Annotated in this window: 18 protein-coding genes and 1 other annotated feature; of the genes, 12 read left to right on the top strand and 6 right to left on the bottom strand. The window is 34.5% G+C overall.

Annotated elements, in window-relative coordinates; all coding sequences use genetic code 11:
• Window position 1 precedes the first annotated feature (1 nt).
• The 7 genes from IEV35_RS13590 to IEV35_RS13560 all read left to right on the top strand — a co-directional run bounded on the left by IEV35_RS13590 (window position 2) and on the right by IEV35_RS13560 (window position 7,531).
• A complete protein-coding gene (locus IEV35_RS13590; RefSeq protein WP_188385206.1) occupies window positions 2-805 on the top strand; it encodes a DUF1444 domain-containing protein in 804 nt (267 codons plus the stop codon).
• Window positions 806-824: 19 nt separating this feature from the next.
• Window positions 825-1,427 (top strand): YtpR family tRNA-binding protein, encoded by a 603-nt coding sequence (gene ytpR / locus IEV35_RS13585; protein WP_188385205.1) that lies wholly within the window; start codon window positions 825-827, stop codon window positions 1,425-1,427.
• Window positions 1,428-1,508: 81 nt separating this feature from the next.
• Entirely contained in the window at window positions 1,509-3,761 is a 2,253-nt protein-coding gene (locus IEV35_RS13580) for a DNA translocase FtsK (RefSeq protein ID WP_188385204.1), read from the top strand.
• Window positions 3,762-3,836: 75 nt separating this feature from the next.
• Window positions 3,837-4,958 (top strand): nicotinate phosphoribosyltransferase, encoded by a 1,122-nt coding sequence (locus IEV35_RS13575; protein ID WP_188385227.1) that lies wholly within the window; start codon window positions 3,837-3,839, stop codon window positions 4,956-4,958.
• Window positions 4,959-5,124: 166 nt separating this feature from the next.
• Complete coding sequence (murC, locus tag IEV35_RS13570; protein ID WP_188385203.1) at window positions 5,125-6,432, top strand: UDP-N-acetylmuramate--L-alanine ligase; 1,308 nt, start codon at window positions 5,125-5,127, stop codon at window positions 6,430-6,432.
• A 268-nt stretch (window positions 6,433-6,700) separates the two neighbouring features.
• Entirely contained in the window at window positions 6,701-7,102 is a 402-nt protein-coding gene (locus IEV35_RS13565; protein WP_188385202.1) for a DUF948 domain-containing protein, read from the top strand.
• A gap of 15 nt (window positions 7,103-7,117) precedes the next feature.
• A complete protein-coding gene (locus IEV35_RS13560; RefSeq protein ID WP_188385201.1) occupies window positions 7,118-7,531 on the top strand; it encodes a YtxH domain-containing protein in 414 nt (137 codons plus the stop codon).
• 43 nt (window positions 7,532-7,574) lie between these two features.
• Here IEV35_RS13560 and IEV35_RS13555 read toward each other — a convergent pair whose 3' ends face one another.
• Window positions 7,575-9,707 carry a cell division FtsA domain-containing protein gene (locus tag IEV35_RS13555; RefSeq protein ID WP_188385200.1) on the bottom strand — a complete coding sequence of 711 codons (2,133 nt, stop codon included), beginning with the start codon at window positions 9,705-9,707 and terminating at the stop codon, window positions 7,575-7,577.
• 222 nt (window positions 9,708-9,929) lie between these two features.
• On the opposite strand from IEV35_RS13555, the gene IEV35_RS13550 reads away from it, so the two are divergent.
• From IEV35_RS13550 to motS, 4 genes are all read left to right on the top strand, one after another.
• A complete protein-coding gene (locus IEV35_RS13550; RefSeq protein ID WP_188385199.1) occupies window positions 9,930-11,006 on the top strand; it encodes a bifunctional 3-deoxy-7-phosphoheptulonate synthase/chorismate mutase in 1,077 nt (358 codons plus the stop codon).
• Window positions 11,007-11,197: 191 nt separating this feature from the next.
• Entirely contained in the window at window positions 11,198-12,193 is a 996-nt protein-coding gene (gene ccpA, locus IEV35_RS13545; protein WP_188385198.1) for a catabolite control protein A, read from the top strand.
• 59 nt (window positions 12,194-12,252) lie between these two features.
• A complete protein-coding gene (gene motP / locus IEV35_RS13540; RefSeq protein ID WP_188385197.1) occupies window positions 12,253-13,080 on the top strand; it encodes a flagellar motor protein MotP in 828 nt (275 codons plus the stop codon).
• A complete protein-coding gene (gene motS, locus IEV35_RS13535) occupies window positions 13,070-13,858 on the top strand; it encodes a flagellar motor protein MotS (protein ID WP_188385196.1) in 789 nt (262 codons plus the stop codon). The genes motP and motS overlap by 11 nt, the downstream gene beginning before the upstream one ends.
• Before the next feature lie 19 nt (window positions 13,859-13,877).
• Here the strand turns inward: motS and IEV35_RS13530 are convergent, their stop codons facing one another.
• The 4 genes from IEV35_RS13530 to IEV35_RS13515 all read right to left on the bottom strand — a co-directional run bounded on the left by IEV35_RS13530 (window position 13,878) and on the right by IEV35_RS13515 (window position 19,445).
• Window positions 13,878-15,032 (bottom strand): acetoin utilization protein AcuC, encoded by a 1,155-nt coding sequence (locus tag IEV35_RS13530; protein WP_188385195.1) that lies wholly within the window; start codon window positions 15,030-15,032, stop codon window positions 13,878-13,880.
• Entirely contained in the window at window positions 15,029-15,679 is a 651-nt protein-coding gene (locus IEV35_RS13525) for an acetoin utilization AcuB family protein (RefSeq protein ID WP_188385194.1), read from the bottom strand. The genes IEV35_RS13530 and IEV35_RS13525 overlap by 4 nt, the downstream gene beginning before the upstream one ends.
• On the bottom strand, window positions 15,679-16,332 hold the full coding sequence (locus tag IEV35_RS13520; protein WP_188385193.1) for a GNAT family N-acetyltransferase: 654 nt from the start codon (window positions 16,330-16,332) through the stop codon (window positions 15,679-15,681). Before IEV35_RS13520 ends, IEV35_RS13525 begins: the two co-directional genes overlap by 1 nt.
• A gap of 116 nt (window positions 16,333-16,448) precedes the next feature.
• Window positions 16,449-19,445: a transglycosylase domain-containing protein gene (locus tag IEV35_RS13515; RefSeq protein WP_188385192.1), complete on the bottom strand. Its 2,997-nt coding sequence runs from the start codon at window positions 19,443-19,445 to the stop codon at window positions 16,449-16,451.
• A gap of 126 nt (window positions 19,446-19,571) precedes the next feature.
• Window positions 19,572-19,787 (top strand) — a binding site (T-box leader).
• A gap of 56 nt (window positions 19,788-19,843) precedes the next feature.
• On the opposite strand from IEV35_RS13515, the gene tyrS reads away from it, so the two are divergent.
• Entirely contained in the window at window positions 19,844-21,115 is a 1,272-nt protein-coding gene (tyrS, locus tag IEV35_RS13510; RefSeq protein ID WP_188385226.1) for a tyrosine--tRNA ligase, read from the top strand.
• Window positions 21,116-21,178: 63 nt separating this feature from the next.
• On the opposite strand, the gene IEV35_RS13505 is transcribed toward tyrS, so the two are convergent.
• Window positions 21,179-21,712 (bottom strand): DUF6241 domain-containing protein, encoded by a 534-nt coding sequence (locus IEV35_RS13505; protein WP_188385191.1) that lies wholly within the window; start codon window positions 21,710-21,712, stop codon window positions 21,179-21,181.
• Window positions 21,713-21,745: the final 33 nt, after the last annotated feature.

Genomic DNA, 21,745 nt, shown 5'->3' with positions numbered 1-21,745 from the left:
AATGAAAATGACCAGTCTTAAAATGAAAAGATTATTAGAGGAAAGGCTGTCAGATTCTAATTTAAATATTCAATATAACCGTGACAATGATACGTTACGTGTGGAATTAAAATCAACGAAACAAGGTGTCAATATTAAACTGCCTAGTGTTATTGTGAAATATAATACGAACGGTGAACAAGCAATTGATGAGCTTGTTAGTCATATATCTGAATCACTTCGTATTATGGGTGAAACCCAAAAGCTTACCGGTAAAGAGAAATATATCTTTCCAGTAATTCGATCCACATCTTTTCCGACGAAAGCAAATTCTGGTACAGAACTTGTTTATAAAGAACATACAGCAGAGACTAGAATCTTTTATGCATTAGACTTAGGAAAGTCTTATCGATTAGTGGATCAAAAAATGTTAGAAGAGGCAAATTTTAGCCAATCTCAAATTGAAGAAATTGCAACCTTTAATCTTAGATCATTAGAGAATGATTATAAAGTAGATACAGTGGCCGATAATGATTTTTATTTCTTTGCCAAGCAAGATGGATACGATGCAAGTCGTATACTAAATGATTCTATTTTAGATGATTTGAAGAAAAAGAGTAAAGGTGATATAGCAGTAGCGGTTCCTCATCAAGATGTACTTATAGTAGCAGATATCCAAAATAAAACTGGTTATGATATTCTTGCGCAAATGACTATGAAGTTCTTTACGGAAGGTAGAATTCCAATTACCTCATTACCGTTCATCTATGAGGATGATAAATTAACACCAATATTTATTCTAGCTAAAAATAAACCAGAAAAATAAGAAAGAAAAGGTGATTGAAATGGACGTATTTTATAATCCAAATGGAATCGGTGATGTATTAATTATACCGATTAAATCTACAGATAATCGTTATGATATTCGTTATGAAACAATTGGACCAGTAACTAGAATTGTTGCTAATGAAGAAATATTAGGATATAACATATCAGATGCATCCAAACATCTAGAGTTAAATGATACAGGCAAAATACAACTAACAGAAACTTTACTGAGTGCTATTAAAGACTTATTTCAGCAACATGATATTAGCGACTCCCTTGATTTTGATCTTAGTCCAAAGTTTGTAGTTGGATATGTGTTAGAAAAAAGCCAACATGAAAATGCAGATAAATTAAGTGTTTGTAAAGTGGATGTTGGAAACGAAGTCTTACAAATAGTTTGTGGAGCACCAAATGTGGATCAAGGACAAAAAGTTGTTGTAGCAAAAGTAGGAGCTACAATGCCAAGTGGCTTAAGAATACAACCGACACAACTTAGAGGAGTCCCATCCAATGGTATGATTTGTTCACAAAAAGAACTAGGTATGCCTAACGCTCCAGAAGAAAAGGGAATTTATGTATTAGATGATTCTTATACAGTTGGACAAGTTTTTCCTGTATAATAGAAAGCAACCTATCTGTTTTAGGTTGCTTTTTCCTTGTTTAAAACAACTAATGTAAAATGTTTAGAAAGAGTGAATATTATGTGGGATAAATGGAAGAAAAAAATAGAAAATTTTATTTGGAAGGAGATAGATGAAGATAACGACAACGATGATTTTGAGCAAAGGCAAGAATTTCCTTCAGATATTAAAACTAGAATAGTCTATCAATATCCGAAAGATAGTACATACCATATTCCACAAATTAATAGTCATAATTGGAAATCATCCAATAGAAATTTTGATATTGAAACTCCTGCCTATTTACGTAAAAACGCTAAGCAAGTACAAAGCCCGATAGAAACAACAAAGGCAACAAAGCAACCAATAGGAACACCTGATAAGAAAAAGCCTTTTGTTACATCTGAAGTTCCATCACCTATCTATGGATATCGGAATAGAATCGAGAAGAAAAAAGTGGACACGGTACCTGCTTATATGCGAAAAAAAGAAAGAATTGTCACAGAGAAAAGAAATGATCACTCAACTGTTGAGCTGATTGAACAAGATATGATTCAATCAGATTCTAGTGAACAGTATGATGATGCTCCAATTATAAATGATACGAAAGATACTCTAGTAACTATTGAGACGAAAGAAATTGATTATAATAGTAAAGTTAGTGAAACTGACAATATAGAAGAAAATATAGAATTAAAGGATGATACGGATACGACAGTACTTCTAGAAAAAGATGTGTCACTTAAAGAAGATGTTATATCCTCAACAAAAACAAAATCTGTTACCAATAATACAGTCCCTTATAATGTTATTATGACACCGGCAGATAAACGTAAACAGTTTATAAGGCAAGAACAACAAAGATTGAAAGAGTCGTCAATAAGGCAAGAACAACCAGTACATAATGTGGATAGAAAACAAGAAATAATTCCATTTCATCTATTAAATGATCCAGTTAGAAAAAGTAATTTAAATGCGGAATGGTTACGAGAACAACAACGGTTACTAGAGCAGACATTGAAGCACTTTCAAGTTAGAGCACGTGTAGTAAATGCTACCCAAGGCCCAGCTGTAACGAGGTTTGAAGTGCATCCTGAACTTGGGGTGAAAGTTAGTAAAGTAAAGAACTTAAGTGATGATTTAAAGTTAAATATGTCAGCAAGGGATATTCGAATTGAGGCACCAATTCCAGGGAAAAACACCATCGGAATTGAAGTTCCAAATCCATCATCACAAATGGTTGGATTACAAGAAATACTAAATTCTAGTACATTTAAGGAAAGTACCTCTCCTTTAACGATTGCTTTAGGATTAAATATTGAAGGTGTTCCAGTTGCAACGAATATTCAAAAGATGCCTCATGGATTAATTGCAGGAGCAACTGGATCAGGGAAAAGCGTTTGTATTAATGCGATTCTCTTAAGTTTAATTTATAATGCACATCATGATGATGTGAAATTTTTGTTAATTGACCCCAAAATGGTAGAGTTAGCACCTTATAATGGTATCCCACATCTTGTGTCACCAGTAATTACAGATGTAAAAGCAGCTACACAAGCGCTGAAATGGGCTGTGAATGAGATGGAAGATCGTTACGAACGCTTTGTACAAGAAGGAGTTCGTGATATAGAAAGATATAATCAAAAAATAGTAAAACAAAATCGGGCTCATGAAAAAATGCCATTTATTGTTATTGTTATAGATGAATTAGCAGACTTAATGATGGTATCCCCCCAAGATGTGGAAGACGCAATTAGTAGAATTGCACAAAAGGCACGAGCTTGTGGAATTCACTTGTTATTAGCGACACAGCGCCCTTCTGTAGATGTCCTAACAGGCTTAATAAAAGCTAATATACCGACTAGAATTGCCTTTAGTGTTTCTTCTCAAATTGACTCAAGAACAATTATTGATACTGCAGGAGCGGAGAAGTTACTTGGTAAAGGGGATATGTTGTTTATTGAAAATGGTGCCGGTCAAAGTGTCCGGCTACAAGGACCTTTTGTTTCCGATGAAGAAATTGAACGAGTGACTAATTATGTTCGTTCTATTGCTGAACCAGACTATTTATTTGAACAAGAATCATTACTAAATCAATATGTTCAAGAAGAGGAAGAGGATGAACTATTACAAGAGGCCATTCAATTTATCTTTGACCATAATAGTGCAAGTACTTCCTTACTGCAAAGACAATTTAAAATTGGCTATAATCGAGCAGCAAGATTAATGGATACTCTAGAGAATAAAGGGATCATCTCTGGTCAAAATGGTAGTAAACCTCGAGAAATTCTAATTACAAAAACGGAATTAGATGAATTACTATCAGTTAAATAATCTTCTTACATGCTTGTTAAAAAATGAAGCTACATATATGATAGAAAAGGGATAATGAAACAAGGAGAAACAATTATGAAAGAAATAGATGAAAAATTAAGTGGGAAGATAGATCGATTAACAAACAAAACATTTAAGTTTGATCAACGAATAAAAGATGGTTGGTTTTCAGCAGTTTATTTTTTGAAAACAAAGGAAATAGTTGAAAAGAAAATACCAGATAATCATGTGACAATGCAGTTTTTTCAGAAGAAAGATGCGGTTCTTTGTGGTACAGATGAAGCCATTTCTCTTGTTCATACATTCGCTGATGATCCTGAGACATTAGAAATACATTCTCTAAAAGATGGTGACAAGATAAGCCCATTTGAAACAGTGCTGACTATCTCTGGTAAATATCAGCAGTTTGGCTTCTTAGAAGGAATTATTGATGGTATTTTAGCGAGAAGAACATCTGTCGCTACGAATGTATATAATGTTGTAAAAGCGGCTAGAACTTCAGGAGTTCAAAAGCCAGTTATCTTTATGGGGGATCGTGATGACCATTACACAACTCAAGCGGGTGATGGTTATGCAGCATTTATCGGTGGAGCAACGGCACAAGCTACTCATGCAATGAATGAGTGGTGGGGAAAAGAAGGTATGGGAACGATGCCTCATGCAATGATTCAGATGTTTAGAGGAGATATTGTTGCAGCTACAAAGGCTTATCATGAAGTGTACCCAAACGATGAATTAGTAGCATTAGTCGATTATAATAATGATGTAATAACTGATGCTTTAAAAGTGGCACGAGTATTTGGCAAAAAGCTAAAAGGGGTGCGACTGGATACTTCCAATACTTTAGTGGATAAGTATTTCTTAAGAAATTACGACGTTATGGGGACATTTGATCCTCGTGGGGTTAACCCAGAGTTAATTTTTGCATTACGTAAAGCATTAGATGAAGAAGGATTTACTCATGTTGAAATTATTGCAACAGGAGGATTTACTGAAGAAAAAATACGTAAATTTGAATCATTAGGTGTACCTGTTAATACGTATGGAGTTGGACGCAGTTTATTAAACATGGAGATTGGTTTTACTGGTGATAATGTATTATTAAATGGAACACTAGAAGCAAAAGATGGAAGAAAATATCGTCCGAATCCAAGGTTACAAAAGGTTGATTATGTACATTCACTGCAACATATATAATAGATACAACCAAAAGACTATTTTATAACGTAAATAGTTTTGATATAATAACTTAATGTTAATAAAAAAATGTTAATAAAAAGTTGATAATATAATAAATTATACTGAAGTTTGAAAAAGACTATGTACGTATTTTTCTTACACATATAGTTGGAGGTTCTTTTTTATGACTACTTACCATTTTATTGGTATTAAAGGGACAGGAATGAGTGCCCTTGCTCAAATTCTTCATGACTCTGGAGAGAAAGTACAAGGATCTGATGTTGAAAAAAGATTTTTTACTCAAGAGGCTCTTGAATCTAAACAGATACCAATACTTCCATTTTCTAAAGAAAATATAACAGAGGGCTTAACAGTTATTGCTGGTAATGCTTTTTCAGATGATCATATTGAAATTCAAGAAGCAAAGCGTCTTGGCCTAGTTTTCTATCGATATCACGAGTTTTTAGGTGAATGGTTAAAACAATATACAAGTATAGCTGTAACTGGAGCTCATGGGAAAACATCAACTACCGGTTTGCTTGCCCATGTATTACATTCAGCATTTCCAATTTCATATTTAATTGGAGATGGTACAGGCAAAGGTCATGTTGATAGCGAGTATTTTGTTTTTGAGGCATGTGAATACCGAAGACATTTCCTAAGTTATGAACCGGACTATGCAATTATGACGAATATAGATTTCGATCATCCAGATTACTTCTCAAGTATTAATGATGTGTTTGATGCATTTCAATCAATGGCAGATAAAGTGAAAAAAGGGATTATCGCTTGTGGTGATGATGAGAAATTACAACAAATACAAGCAAAAGTTCCTGTTGTATATTATGGATTTTTACCATCAAATGATTTCCAAGCCCAAAATGTTAAAGAAACAGCAAATGGTACTGAATTTGATGTGTTTGTAAGAAACACATATTACGATACATTTACGATACCAATGTATGGAAATCATCATGTTTTAAATGCATTATCAGTTATTGCTATTTGTCAGTATGAAGGTATTGAAGTCGATGTAATTAAAAATTTATTTACATTTAAGGGAGTAAAGCGTCGATTTACAGAAAAACAGGTTAAAAACCAAATTATAATTGACGATTATGCTCACCATCCAAGAGAGATTACAGCTACAATTGAGTCGGCACGAAAGAAATATCCAGATCGAGAAATTGTCGCTATTTTTCAGCCTCATACTTTTACGAGAACTAAAACATTTCTACAAGAGTTCGCTGATAGTTTGAATGAAGCAGATTATGTTCATCTTTGTGAAATATTTGCTTCTGCAAGAGAAGAAAGTGGCCAATTAACAATCCATGATTTAGAAAAATTAGTGACTAATAGTTCTATCCTAGAATTAGCAACAGTTGATGAGCTAAAAAAATATGATAATGCTGTGCTAATTTTTATGGGTGCAGGAGATATTCAGAAATTCCAAAAAGCATACGAAGAAGTAATTGCTACGGAAAATGTATAATAAGTAAAAAGGGGCTAACATTTAAGGGGAATACCTTTAAGTTAGCCTCTTCTTATTAGAAATTAGAATACATATAGGTGTATGAAAATAAAGGATAAATTGGTATTAAATTCTATATATCATTGTAAATCTATGTTAGAAAAGTCTATAATAGAGATATACTAAAGAGGGAATAGTAAAAAACATGTTTGGTACATTATATTAAGGGTACATATATATGTACAAGCAGTAACTGAAAACCGGACTTTTTTGAAAGGGATGATGTTTAATGGAAATATTGTTATATATTTCTGCATTAATTGCTGCTGTTGCTTTTGCTGTGTTAGTAATTTACTTGGCGAAAACACTTAAAGCATCTACTCGAACACTTGACAATGTTGCAAATACATTAGAAGGGTTAGAGAAGCAAATGCAAGGAATCACGAAAGAAACTACAGAACTACTTCAAAAGACGAATACATTAGCTGAAGACGTAACTCATAAAACAGCTAAGTTAGATGGATTGTTTGACGGTGTAAAGGGGATTGGAGAAACGGTTCAAGATTTTAATCAAACATTAAAGCAATTTTCATCTAGTATCTCTAGAGCAGCTGCAGAGAACCAGGATAAAGCTTCACAGGCTGTGACATGGGGAGCTGCACTATTTGATTTAATAAAAAAGAGAAAATAAGTGGGAGGAATTATCATGGCAGATAATACTGGTAGAGATTTTTTAGTAGGAACAATTATTGGTGCTGCTGTTGGAGCAAGTCTTGCATTATTATTTGCTCCCAAATCTGGTAGAGAATTAAGAGAAGATATTAATACTGGAACAGTACAAGTGCGTGAGCGTGCATCTGAATGGAAAGATATAGCCCAGTCTAAAGGCTTAGAATGGAAAGACATTGCCCAAGCAAAAGGACAAGAATGGAAAGAAATGGCAACCGAAAAAGGGTCTGAATTAAAACAAAAAACCCAAGAAATTACTTCTAATGTCCAAACAAAAATTCAAGAGATGAAAAATAAAGATGAGCAAACAGAAAGCGTTGAAAAGTCTGCTGTTGAAACTACAGACTCAGCTACTTCAGAAAAAAATGTAAACCCAGAAGTAACTAATTAAAGAAAAAAGTCTTATAGGGAATGAGTGTCCCTATAAGACTTTTTTAATGCCATACAATCGATAGTTTGTCACCTTCAGAAATTCTCTCATAAAACGTTGTCGGTTGCTCATTTTTCATTAAAGTAAATTTACCATTTTTACCTGTTAAATCAATATCTACATAACGGAAAACATCCTGGAAAATAAAATCATTCTGTTGTATTTCTTCAATAGCTAGATGATCTTCTGGATAGATGATATCTTCTTCGTATAACTCTTCGTGATCTCGTTTTACAATAAGTTTTGGTTGTCGAATGGTAATGAACTTATTATCAAAGAAAACAGTCATCGTATGATAATATTCTTTTTGAATCGCTTCTAATACCATTTTTACCGTTACTTCCTTTTTGGGGATTATAGTAAGCGTATCATTATTTTTAAGCTTATAATCTAATGAAACGGGTTGGTCATTAACGTAGATTTTCGTTTTTCCTACACCTAGATTTATAAGGTTTTCGTTAATATAAATTTCAAAGTCTTTTTCTTCTGGTAATTCATCAGTACTAACTAAAGTAAAAAAGTCTTTAACGGTTGTTGGCACAACTACTTCTATTGAATCTCTATCCTGGATATAATAGTTTTTTTGCTTTTTCATGTTATTAACATAATAAGTAGGTTTTAATGTGTAAGGAATGTGGTTAAAGTAAATTATTACTTCTGGTATGGGACCAACTAACTCCTCTAGTGTAATGATCGGTGGTTGGCCATCTTGTCCTTTGGTAATTTCTATTTCATCTCCACTTTTAACGAACGTATCAATCGAAGCTTTTTCCTGATTTATATAAATGCCGGGTGCTTCTCCAGGACCTCCTGGAAGTGTAATCTCGTTTTCATTTAATGTCACCATGGCTGCTATCCCTGGTTTCCCATACAATTTGTTTATTTCTACCCCTGCTTGAACGAGACAGTCACCAATGGTTAGTTTATTAATTTCAAACATCCGAACGACTGATTGATTTACTTTTAGAGAAATATAGTTAATCGGGCTTTTCTTTGCGATAATTCCAATTCCAATCGGTGTAATAAAATCCGGTCCTTGAGGAATTGGAGTAGTATGATTTATGGATTGGATAGCATCGACTTTTCGTATTGCTACTCGATTTTTAGGTAATGCTAACTTCTCTGCTAATACAGATGTAATCTCTGGAGTTTGACTCCCACCTCCAATTAACATGACAGCTTTTGGAGGCCTACCATTAAGGTCAATTATTTCCTTGGCAATAGAAGTTGCTAATTTTTCCACGCTAGTTGAAGTATTCTTTACTAATTCTGAATAGGTAATGGTAGATTCATTCCCTAAAATATCTACAACGTTAGCTTGCCCTACATTGACAATTTGTTGTTTGAGCTCTTCTGCAACAGGAAAATCAAGTAGAAAAGCATCGGAAATAGCTTCAGTAATTTCATCTCCAGCTATTGGTACCATACCATATGCAACAACTGTACCCGAATTAGTAATGGCAATATCACTCGTACCGGCACCGATATCAACTAAAGCAACATTTAATCTCCGCATAGATTCAGGAATTAATACGTGTATGGCTGCTATTGGTTCTAAAGTTAAGGAATCCATTGTTAGTTGAGCTTTTGCTAATGCTGATAGAAGTGAATCGATAACAACTTTTGGTAAAAAAGTTGCAATTATCTCTACTTTTGCTAGACTCCCACTCTGTTCAAGCAACGAACCGATATTTTCGTCATCTATTTTATAGTGTAATACAGAATATCCAACACAATAGAAATTGGAAAAATTCCCTTCCGATTCATGATCTGAAAGATTATTTTTGGCCTCTAGTACAGCACTTAGTTCTAGATGTTTAATAGTTTCTTTATTTGTTATTGGGTTTTGAATTATATTCATTGTTGCGCTAGCAGTGACAGTTTTTAATGATCTACCAGCTGCTGCTACACAAACTTTTTCTAGTGGACCATTTTTCAGTTCAAGTGCTTCTTTAACTTCTGTAATTGATTTCGCTACTTCTTCAATGTGATGGATTTGACCGTCTATCATAACTCTTTCTGGATGTTTTTTTACTATGTAATCTACTACCGTATGCTTATCATTCTCCGACTGTAGAATTATTCCAGTAACAGAATGAGTTCCGATATCTAGTGCAAATACTTGTTTGTCATCCATATGTTTTATCCCCCTGTAGAACATGACAATAATAATCATTCAATCAGTAATTTATTATTTAGTACAGCGTTAAAATTCTTACAGCTAGTAAAGTTGTATTTATATTAAATTTTCCTACTGTTATTATAGTCTTAAAGATGACAAAGGGAAAATTATTAGCTATAATGATGTAACATTATGTAGAAAAATGCTACATAATCTTTTCCTTTTTGGAGGGATCTTATGAGTGTGAATGAATTAGAACAGTTAAGAATGAAACTTGATAATGTTAACTTACAAATACTAGAGCTTGTGAATTTGCGAGCAGCAATTGTCCAACAAATCGGACAATTGAAGAATAAACAAGGTATGAAAAAGTTTGATCCTGTTAGAGAAAGAGAAATGCTCAACCACTTAATCCAACATAATAATGGTCCATTTGAAAATTCTACAATCGAGCATATATTTAAAGAAATCTTTAAAGCCGGTTTAGAATTAATCGAGGATGACGACAAGAAAGAATTACTAGTATCGCGGAAAAGAAAACCTGAGAATACTGTAATTAACATTAAAGGTGAAAGCGTTGGGAACGGCAGTACACACTTCGTCATGGGACCTTGTGCAGTCGAAAGTTATGAACAGGTGCGTGAAGTAGCAAAAGCTGTAAAAAATCAAGGAATCAAGTTATTCCGTGGCGGTGCATTTAAGCCTAGAACTTCTCCTTATGATTTTCAAGGGTTAGGTATAGAAGGACTACAAATTTTAAGAACAGTTGCAGACGAGTTTGATCTTGCTGTTGTTAGTGAAATTGTTAATCCAGCTCATATTGAAATAGCATTAGAATATGTTGATGTTATCCAAATAGGAGCTAGAAATATGCAAAACTTTGAATTACTTAAAGCTGCAGGTGATGTTCAAAAACCAGTATTATTAAAACGAGGATTATCTGCCACTATTTCTGAGTTTATTAATGCGGCTGAATATATTATTTCACGTGGAAATGGAAATATTATACTATGTGAACGAGGGATTCGAACATACGAACGAGCAACTAGAAATACATTAGATATATCAGCTGTTCCAATTCTTAAACAAGAAACACATTTACCTGTTATGGTTGATGTGACCCACTCAACAGGGAGAAGAGATCTATTAATACCAACGGCAAAAGCAGCGCTGGCAATCGGTGCGGATGGTGTTATGGCAGAAGTTCATCCAGATCCTGCTGTAGCTTTATCAGACTCAGCACAACAAATGGATATTCCGATGTTTGAACACTTTATGCAAGAACTTGAAAAGTATACTTCTTCTATTCGTTAGAAGTTTGACAAAAGTCAAGCTTCTATTTTTGATAAATGAATAGAAAAATGAGTGTTTATATAGATTTTTAAAAATACCAAGTATACAAACTGGAAATACTATTTTCATGAAATATTTTGTGTTTTTTTTCATGGTGGAGTATCATTATTACTATAAATAATTGAGTGGAACGGAACTAGGAGGTAACATAGATGACAATAACAATTTATGATGTAGCAAGAGAGGCAAATGTATCAATGGCAACGGTATCCCGTGTTGTCAATGGGAACCCAAACGTAAAGCCAACAACGAGAAAAAAAGTATTAGCAACAATTGAGCGGTTAGGATATCGACCAAATGCGGTTGCGCGTGGATTAGCTAGTAAAAAAACGACAACGGTTGGTGCAATTATTCCGGATATTTCAAGTATCTTTTTCTCTGAATTAGCTCGAGGTATTGAGGATATTGCTACAATGTATAAGTATAATATTATTTTAAGCAATTCCGATCAGAAAAAAGATAAAGAGTTACAATTAATTAATACGATGTTAGAAAAACAAGTGGACGGTATTATTTTTATGGGAGCGAATATTTCAGAAGAACACGTTAAAGAGTTTTCATCTGCATCAGTTCCAGTTGTCCTAGCAGCAACATACGACGGAACCGACTCAATCCCTTCTGTAAATATAGACTATGAATTAGCGGCGTATGAAGCTGCTAAACATTTAATTGAAAAAGGAAATAAAAAACTTGCATTTGTTGCAGGTAGAAAAGAACATACAATAACTCAGTTAAAATATAAAGGTTATATTCGTGCTTTACAGGAAGCTTCTATTGATGTGAGAGAAGATTATATCATCCATGGAGATTATACGTATAATTCAGGCATAAAAGCAGTTCAAGAGATGATGGAAATGAATGATAAGCCGACTGCAGTATTTTCTGCCTCTGATGAGATTGCTCTAGGGATTATTCATGGCGTACAAGATCTAGGACATAGAGTACCAGAGGACATAGAAGTTCTTGGGTTTGATAATACAAGATTAGCAACTATGGTACGTCCAACATTATCCACTGTAGTTCAACCGATGTATGATATCGGAGCTGTGGCGATGCGTCTGCTAACGAAATACATGAATAAAGAAGAAGTGGAAGAAAGTAAAGTTATTTTACCTCATCGTCTTGTTGAAAGAAACTCAACAAAGTAAATATTATGTCGATATAAGTAATATAGAACTAACTGAAACAGGATTTGGGGAGAGGGAATATGAGAAAACGTGATTTATTAACTCCTATCGGCATAACAATAGGCTTCATCATGATTATATTGGCTATCCTTTCAAATAGTGGAATGGAAGGATTTAAATCTTTTCTTGATGTAGCATCACTGTTAGTTGTCATTGGTGGTGTTATTGGTTCATTACTTATTAACTTTAATATGGAACAAATTAAGTCAACTTTTAAAGTAATAAAGGAAGCTTTTAATCAAAATGATCGCAGACTTCCAGAGTTGATTGAACTGTTTATTCGTTTGTCTGAGCGAGCAAGAAGAGAAGGTATTTTGGCGTTAGAAAATGAAATTGAAGATGTTAAGGAACCATTTATTAAGAAAGGTATCCTATTAGCTGTTGATGGTGTTGAACCGGAAGTTATTAATGATATTATGAATGCTGAGATTACTGCAATGGAAGAAAGGCATTATCGAGGTAGAATGATTGTTGAGAAGTGTGCAGAGTATGCACCTGCTTGGGGAATGATTGGAACATTAATTGGTCTAGTATTAATGTTGAATAATTTATCAGATCCAGCAACATTAGGACCATCCATGGCTGTGGCGTTACTTACAACTTTATATGGAACAGTTCTTGCGAATCTAGTCTTCACCCCAATGGCTAGTAAACTTGAAAATAAGACTGAAGAAGAAGTATTTATAAAGCAAATTATTATTGAAGGTGTAATAGGTGTCCAGTCTGGACAAAACCCACGAATTCTCGAAGAAAAATTAGGTGCTTTCCTCTCCAATGATACGAAATCTAAGGATGATAAAGAAGAAGAGGATGTTTCTGTCGCAGAGGAGGGCCTAAATGAAGCGTAGAGAAGGAAGAAAAAAGGTTGATCAGGGTGCACCAAAATGGATGGTAACTTTCTCCGATATGGTCACATTAATTCTAGTTTTTTTCATATTACTATTCTCTATGTCTCAAATCGATATTAATAAATTTGAAGCAATTGCGGAATCATTCCAAAATAGAATGATATTTGATTTCTTTCCATCTGCTGTCCCATTAGATAACCCTTCTGATAGTAGGAGTCTTGAGGGAGGAGAGAAGACTTCTAATGATATAGAGCTTCCAGTAGAAAAAGAAGAAGATGATGAGACTGATACAGCTAGCGACCAACAAGAGCAACAAAATGATACATTAGATAATTTAATGGCTGAAGTTGAGAACTACTTAGATGCCAATGAATTAAATAAAGTTGTATCAGCTAGTAGGTCGGAAAGAGGTGTTGTATTAGTTTTACAAGATAGTATACTATTTAATCCAGGAGAAGCAGAAATCCTATCGTCAGCCCTACCATTTTTAACAAAGGTAGGAAATTTACTCTCTCAAATTGATAATCATGTAAAAGTGGAAGGACACACGGATGATGTGCCGATGTCTAGTTATAGATATCCATCGAATTGGGAATTATCTGGTGCCAGGGCAAGTAGTGTTGTCAGGTACTTAATAGAAGAGAATAACATAGGGGAAGAACGCTTTTCAATTGCTGGTTATAGTGATACAAGACCAATCGTCAAAAATAATAATGCAACTAATCGAAGCAAGAACAGAAGAGTAGAAATTGTTATATTAGATACAAATAAGGAATGAATAAAAAGGAGTTGATTTCTCAACTCCTTTTTACTTTTGTATATTTTAATAGATTTTCTAGTGCGTATTTATTTTTTTCTTCTATTTCTTTTTTACGAGGGATTGTAGGAATCTCTTCTAACTTATCATGCCATGTAACTGGAAGAGGGGAAGTAGCTTTGCTCTCCCACTTATTGAGCCAAGTAGTTGGTAAAGACCCTTTCATCGGTTGTTCATCTTTCATCACATTCCATACTTGTGCCCAAGCTCGTGGCACTACTCGCCAAATATCATACCCTCCGCCACCAAGTGCTATCCATTTATTATTGCAATATTTTTTACTAATTTCTAATGCAACTTTAGGTATTTTTTCATAGATTTTCATGGAGCCACATAAATGCGTTAATGGATCATAGAAATGTGCATCTGCACCATTCTGTGTAATAATTATATCTGGTTTAAAATAATCAGCTATTTCTCGTAAAGCGGTTTCATAAATATCAATAAAAGATTCATCTTGTGTGAAGGCATCAATAGGTAAATTGAAACTATATCCGTGTCCTTCCTTAATGCCTCGTTCATTTGTATTTCCTGTACCTGGAAAAAGATATCTACCAGTTTCGTGAATGGAGAAGGTACATACATTTGGATCACTGTAAAAAGCTTCTTGAACACCGTCACCATGATGTGCGTCTGTATCAATATATAATACTTTTAAATTATATTTCTCTCTAATATATTTGATAGCAATTGCAGCATCGTTATATATACAAAAACCAGATGCTCGATTTTTAAATCCATGATGTAATCCACCAGCAAAGTTAACTGCGTGATCGGCATTGTTTTGTAAAACAGCATCAACAGCAGATAACGTAGCACCTACTATTTTTGCTGCTGCCTCGTGCATATTTGAAAAAACTGGTGTATCTTCCGTACCGATACCATACGATAATAAATGTTCCCGATTGAGCGTTTCAGCAGATTTAACCGTATGAATATAGATTGGGTCATGAACTAAGGCTATTTCTTCGTCAGTTGCTATTCTGGGTGAAATGATTTGCTCTTGTGATAGTTGACCAGAATCTTCTAGTAGTTCCTTTGTCAATAATACACGTAATTGATTAAATGGATGATTATTATGAAAATGGTAATTCAATAGCGACGTATCATACACGAATTTAATGCTTTTATTCATACTCTAGGCTCCGGTATATTATTTGGCCACATTAATTCATATCCTGCTTCTCTTAAGTCACGTATAATTGGTAGCGGATTCATTGTTTGAGCACGGAAAACTAATATCTTATATTGTGGATCATTTCTGTAGGGATAAACTAATACAGAAGAAATATTAACTTTACGTTTTCCAAATACAGATGCAACTTCTGGTAAAATTCCTGGTTTATGTGGAACTTTCACTTCAATATGTGAACCTTGTACATGTGTACCAGTTAGTTGAATTAACGTATATAGTAAATCTTTCTCAGTAATTACACCTACTAATTTTTCATTACTTATTACTGGCAGACAAGCAATTTCTTGATCATAAAATATTCTAGCAACTTCCTCTACAAAATCTAAAGGATGGGCAGTTAATACTGGGGAACTCATGATAGTAGCAATTTCTCTGTCTAATATGTTAGTTGTTTTCTCATTTGATAATTTGGATGGCAGAGCATCACGAACATCCCGATCGGACACAATTCCAACAACAAAAAAATCATCATCTACAATTGGTATATGTCTAATTTTATTTTCAACTAACACTTGGTGTGCTTTACTAATCGTATCATTTGGTTGTAAAGTTATTACATTTCTATTCATAATTTCTTCAACATGCATTACAGTCCCTCCCTAAAACTACGATTTTGATATCTTCGTAAGAACCTTAATTTTTCAAATCGCTTAATTGAATTATCATCAACATTGGAGCCAATTCGAACCATTAAGCAATTTGCTGGGTGTGAATTTATTTCAGGATCATCTGTTGGTGCAGGTAATAATCCACCGGTAGCCATCATCTTTTCCATTGCTTTTCGGTATTCCCAAATATTTAATCCAGTCCCTTTTAAGTCCCAGTGCCAATAATATTCGGTGGAAATAATAATATAGTTTTCCATGAAAGGGTCCATCATGGAAAGTCTGATTAGATTAGAGGCAATTTGACGACTACGATAATCAGGAGCAACTTCTATTGCACCAAGCTCAATTAAGTTCTGCATTTGGAATGTAGACCATCTTTCTAGTGGGTCAGGATGTAAATACGTCACATAACCAATAATGGTTTCCCTTTCTCTAGCAATAATTATACGACCCTCTGGTAAATCAGCAATTTCCAGAAGTGCTTGGAATTGTTTTGTAGCAGGTCGAAATGCGTTTAATCCTTCATGGAAGGAGTATCCTTTTAGTGTGGAAGAGGGAATAGGACCTTCAATTATAATCGGATTATGATCTACTTGATGTTGTTGTCTATTGTATGTTTTGATATGCTCCATTTTATTTAGTCACCACTCAAATTTTCAGTTAACTCCATTATACAAGATAATCGTATTAATTTTTAGTCTTTTCTAGATAAAAAAAGAAGAAGGAAGACTTCCTTCTTCTTTACATATCAATTATTACTAGAACCATTGTCGTTATTATTGCCATTTCCGCCATTATTGCCACCATTATTACCGTTGTTATTTCCATTACCATTATTGTTGTTATCACCTGAATCGGTATCGTCTTCTCCGGAATCAGGTTCTTCTGGTTCGTTAGGTCGGTTAGGCTTTTCAGGTTCTTTTTTATCAACTGGTTTATCAGGTTTTTCTTCTTTAAAATCACCAATGATAATTTCCTTGGAAGCATTAGATTCTAAACCGAAGTAATCTACTGCTTTAACCTGGTATACACCTTTATTAGCAGATAAAGTGAACGAATTTTCTATTGTGTTTCCTATTAGTTTAAATGCTGCGCCAGGTTCATTTGCTCGATAGATTCGGTAGCCGACAACATCTTTACTTGCTGAAGCATTCCACGATAGATTATTTCCACTATTTTTTAATGAAGTCGGTGCTTCAGGTGCTTTACCATCATCTGTTACTTGAGAAGTACTTTGGTCACTGATATGTGGAATCGTAATTTTTTCCCAAGCTTCTCTTCGATGGCTAGGATATAGTTGTGTTAAATCTTCTAACTTGTCATAGTTATTACGTATTAACCATTCGGGATTAAATGATAAGCCGTCATCTTGTACGAATTCTTTAGGTGTATTCGGCCCAGCAAGAACTGCTTTACCATCAACAAGTACATAAGCTCCTCGAATGAGACTATCATCAACTTCAGTTGGCACGAAATTAATATTATATATATCGCTTGAGACGAGTCCTGCTTGCTGACATAATTCAGAAGGAAGCATGCCAGATGTAGCACAGATACTACGTGTTACAATTCCTTCAGGCGCATTAAATCTCTCTTGCGGTGCCATTAGGTCAGGCCTAATTTCTGTAGCAGCGTTCATCAATTCAGCCCATAATTTTAAGTTTCGATTTCCTTCATATAATGCACATGAACTACATTTAAGTGATTGAGGGATACGATAACCTAACCATGTACCCATCGTTACATTTGGATTATAACCAACAAAGTGAACATCTTGTGTATACTGTGATGTACCAGTTTTACCTGCCCAATCTACATTTGGATGGGTTAACTGTGAGCGTAAGAATGCTGCTGTACCACTTGTTACGACATCCCTTAGCATGTCAGTTGTTAGATAGCTCGTTTGAGGGGAGAACACATTAACAGGTTCACTCTTATGTTCATAAATAACCTCGCCATCTTGTGTCGTGATTTTTTCAATCATGTATGCATCTACAAATTGTCCACCATTAGCAAAAGTTACAAATGCATTTGTGTTTTCTTCTATAGATATTCCTGTGTGTGTACCTCCTAGTGCAAGTGAATGGTTACCTGACTCAGCATCACTTACTGTAGTAATCCCCATCTTTTTGAGATATTGATCAACAGGATTATCATTCATTATCCGTGTATATACATCTACAGCAGGAATGTTATAAGAAACGGTTAAATGGTCACGTACAGACATAATTCCATGATATCTATTATCAAAGTTTATTGGAGCGTAATTACTACCATCCCCAGCTCTCCATGTTCGCTTCACATCTGCAATAGGTGTACCAGGTTGTACGACACCTTTTTCCATTGCTGGTGCGTATGCTAATAACGGTTTCATAGTACTACCATTTGGTCTATTCGTATCTGTTGCATAATTGATTTGGTTGTCTGGTGTATGTCCACGACCACCAAGAAAACTAATGACCCTTCCAGTTTGATTCTCCACTAGAAATGCAGCAGCTTCTACTCGCATCTGTGTAACTTCTTCACCAGTAGCTGGATCAATGATACTACCTTTCCAATCAGGTCCATATTGTTCGTAATTTTTCGCTACCTCTTGAAAGGCATCATAAACCTCTTTATCGATAGTAGAGTGAATATTATAGCCATTTCTACGTAAGTCTCGCTCTGCAAGAATATAATACTGTCCAAATAATTTGTCATCTGCTTGTAAGTCTTCTTTCGAATACCCATCTTTTTCTGCTAACATATACATAATAATATCTCGAGCACGTTTTTCTAGTTCATAAGTTAAGTATGGATATTTGTCAATTGGACTTTCAGATTCCGGGATAAAATCTGCAACAATATCATAATTTAAAGCTTTTTGGTAGTCACTTTCAGAAATGTATTCTAGCTCAAACATCCTGCTTAGTACTACTTTCATTCGAGTTATACCAGGTTCTAAACCTTCTTTACTTTTTAGACCACCGCCACTTTTGTAAGGCGTGTAATAAGAAGGACTTTGTGGTAGTCCGGCAAGAAAAGCAGCTTGTGGAAGATTAACTTCGTCAGCATCTATTCCAAATATTTCCCTGGCTGCTGTTTGAACTCCTGCTATATTTCTTCCATTTGCTCCCCGTCCGTATGGAATAATATTTAAATAAGCTTCTAGTATTTGTTCTTTACTAAAAAACTGCTCTAAACGCATCGCAAGAAGCATCTCTTTTGCTTTACGTTCAAAAGAAACTTCATTTGTTAGAATCTGATTTTTTATTAATTGTTGAGTTAATGTACTACCACCAGACTTCATATCTGAATTAGTAAATTCCTGAACTAATGCACGGACAATTGCTTTTGGCACGATTCCATTATGTTCAAAGAAATATTCATCTTCAGTCGCAATTACTGCATCAATGAGAGTTTCAGAGATATCTTCTAGTTTGGTTTCCTCACGATGCAAATCGGATTGAATGTCACCAAAATAAATATCTCCTGCAAAATAAAGTTTGGATGTTTCTTCATAGTTGTATATATCCTTTTCCATACTTTCATATGGTCTAATTGGTTCGTCTTTGACTAAGGAGGCGAAGTATCCAAATCCTACACCAACCCCAAAGAATGCCCCAATTATTCCAATTACAATAAAGAATAAAATAACATTCCAAACGACGTCATATGTAATTCGTGATGCTCGTTGTATTTTATTAGTTTTCCAGATATCTCGTATCTTTTTGACTGAATTTTGGATAAATTGTTTAAAATCCACGATCAAACCCCCTATTATTCCAAGAATAATTATAGCATAGTCAAAACTAAAGATGGTATATGAAATTTTAGTATAGTAATTGCATTTTTATATTATATTTTATATGATAGTACTAATATTATATAATAATTCGCTATGAAAGAAATAGTAGTATAGCAAATCCCTATTAAAGAGAGCTGGTGGTAGGTGTAAACCAGTATATATTTGCATACGAATTACGATTCTGGAGCATTCTTAATAAGCCTTATGGTGAAATTAAGACGGTGAAGTCATCGTTAACAACCCCAAAGTGGCAGAAATCTGCAACAAGGGTGGTACCGCGTGTTATAACTCGTCCCTTTTTTGATATAGGGATGGGTTTTTTTGTTTTTTCATAAATAAATAGGAGTGTGATATTGATGCATATTTTAGATGATTTAGAAAAAAGAGGATTAATAAATCAAGTAACAGATAGAGAAGGATTGGAAAAGCATTTGACTGAAAATGAGGTAACATTATACTGTGGGTTTGATCCGACGGCAGATAGTTTGCATATCGGTCATTTAGTTCCATTGATGATGTTAAAACGATTCCAAAAAGCAGGTCATAAACCGATTGCCTTAGTAGGTGGAGGAACTGGGATGATTGGTGATCCAAGTGGCCGATCTACAGAGCGATCATTAAATACCGAAGAAGTGGTACATGGATTTACAGATAGTCTTAGAGGACAAATTTCTAAGATTCTAGAAGTAGATAAAGATGAAAACCCAGTAGTAATAAGAAATAATTATGACTGGCTAAGCAAAATGACTATCATTGACTTTCTACGTGATACAGGGAAGCATTTTGGTGTGAATTACATGCTGGCAAAAGAGTCCGTATCAGCACGAATCGAACAAGGTATTTCTTTCACTGAATTTAGTTACATGATTTTACAATCATTAGATTTCCAAAAACTTAACGCAGAAGAAAATTGTACCCTTCAAATTGGTGGTAGTGACCAGTGGGGGAATATTACTGCCGGAATGGAACTTATACGTCGTGGGAGAGAAAATGAAGAGGAAGAGGTCAAGGTATTTGGCCTAACGGTTCCTCTAATTACGAAGGCAGATGGTACGAAGTTTGGTAAGTCCGCAGGTAATGCAGTATGGCTTGATGCAGATAAAACAAGTCCATACGAATTCTATCAATTCTGGATTAATACGGATGACCGTGATGTAATGAGATTCTTACGTTACTTCACATTCTTAAGTGATGAAGAGTTATTGGAATTAGAAAAAGAAGTTGAACATCATCCAGAGAAGCGCGCAGCACAAACAAGGCTTGCTGAAGAAGTAACAAGAATGGTTCATAGTCAAGAAGCGGTGGAACAAGCACAAAAAATCTCTGCATCATTATTTAGTGGGGATTTAAAATCATTATCAGCTAGTGAGATTGAACAAGGTTTCAAAGATGTTCCATCATTTCAAGCAGATAAAGAAGAAATTGGTCTAGTTGATTTACTAGTAAATGCAAAAATTTCTTCTTCAAAACGACAAGCAAGAGAAGATATTACTAATGGTGCTGTATATATTAATGGTGAAAGGCAGCAAGACTTAAGTTATGTAGTGTCGGAAGAAGATCGCATAGAAGGGAAATTTACGATTATTAGAAGAGGTAAGAAGAAGTACTTCTTAATTCGATATCAATAATAAAAAGCTGCTTAGTGGGTTGGTTCCGCTGAGCAGCTTTTGTATATAGGAGATAGTTGCACATTATCTTTGACTTCTTATATATGCTTTTTCTTCTTCTGGAGATAGTATACCTGTTGCTCTTCCTATCGTACCACCTTGTAATTGCCATATTGCATTATGGTCATCATCAGCTGTTGAAAAATCTCCTTTTGCCCATTTTTCTAGTATAGTTCGATACGTATGCTCATGATTTAGTTTTACTAGATCAAGTCCTTCTAGTAACCAATTAATTCTTTCCTCATTAATTTGGTAGAATCCCCATTTTTGTTCAGCTTTTACTTTTTGGTGGCTCATGCCATGGATGTACTCTTGATAGTCGGTATCTGTAAGTTTATCTTGTGGTGTATGTTGACCAAATGGGTTTAACCCTTGTTCCTTAAATGCCGCAATTTCTTCATCTGTTTTAGCACCACCAGTAGAATCTCTTATATCTTCAATATTAGATTCAGTCATTCTCTTTTCATTTGTTTTTTCCATATCAGAAAGAATAAGATATCCAAAATAACCTAATGATAAAGTTGCAACTATAATTAAAAAAATAATTAGTTTTTTCATTGTAGTACGCACCTCCTATATAAAATTATAATA

It is taken from the genome of Ornithinibacillus halotolerans (genome assembly GCF_014637405.1).
GTDB lineage: Bacteria > Bacillota > Bacilli > Bacillales > Amphibacillaceae > Ornithinibacillus > Ornithinibacillus halotolerans.
The sequence above is the reverse complement of the archived record's forward strand: the minus strand, read 5'-3'. Positions and strand labels throughout refer to the sequence as shown.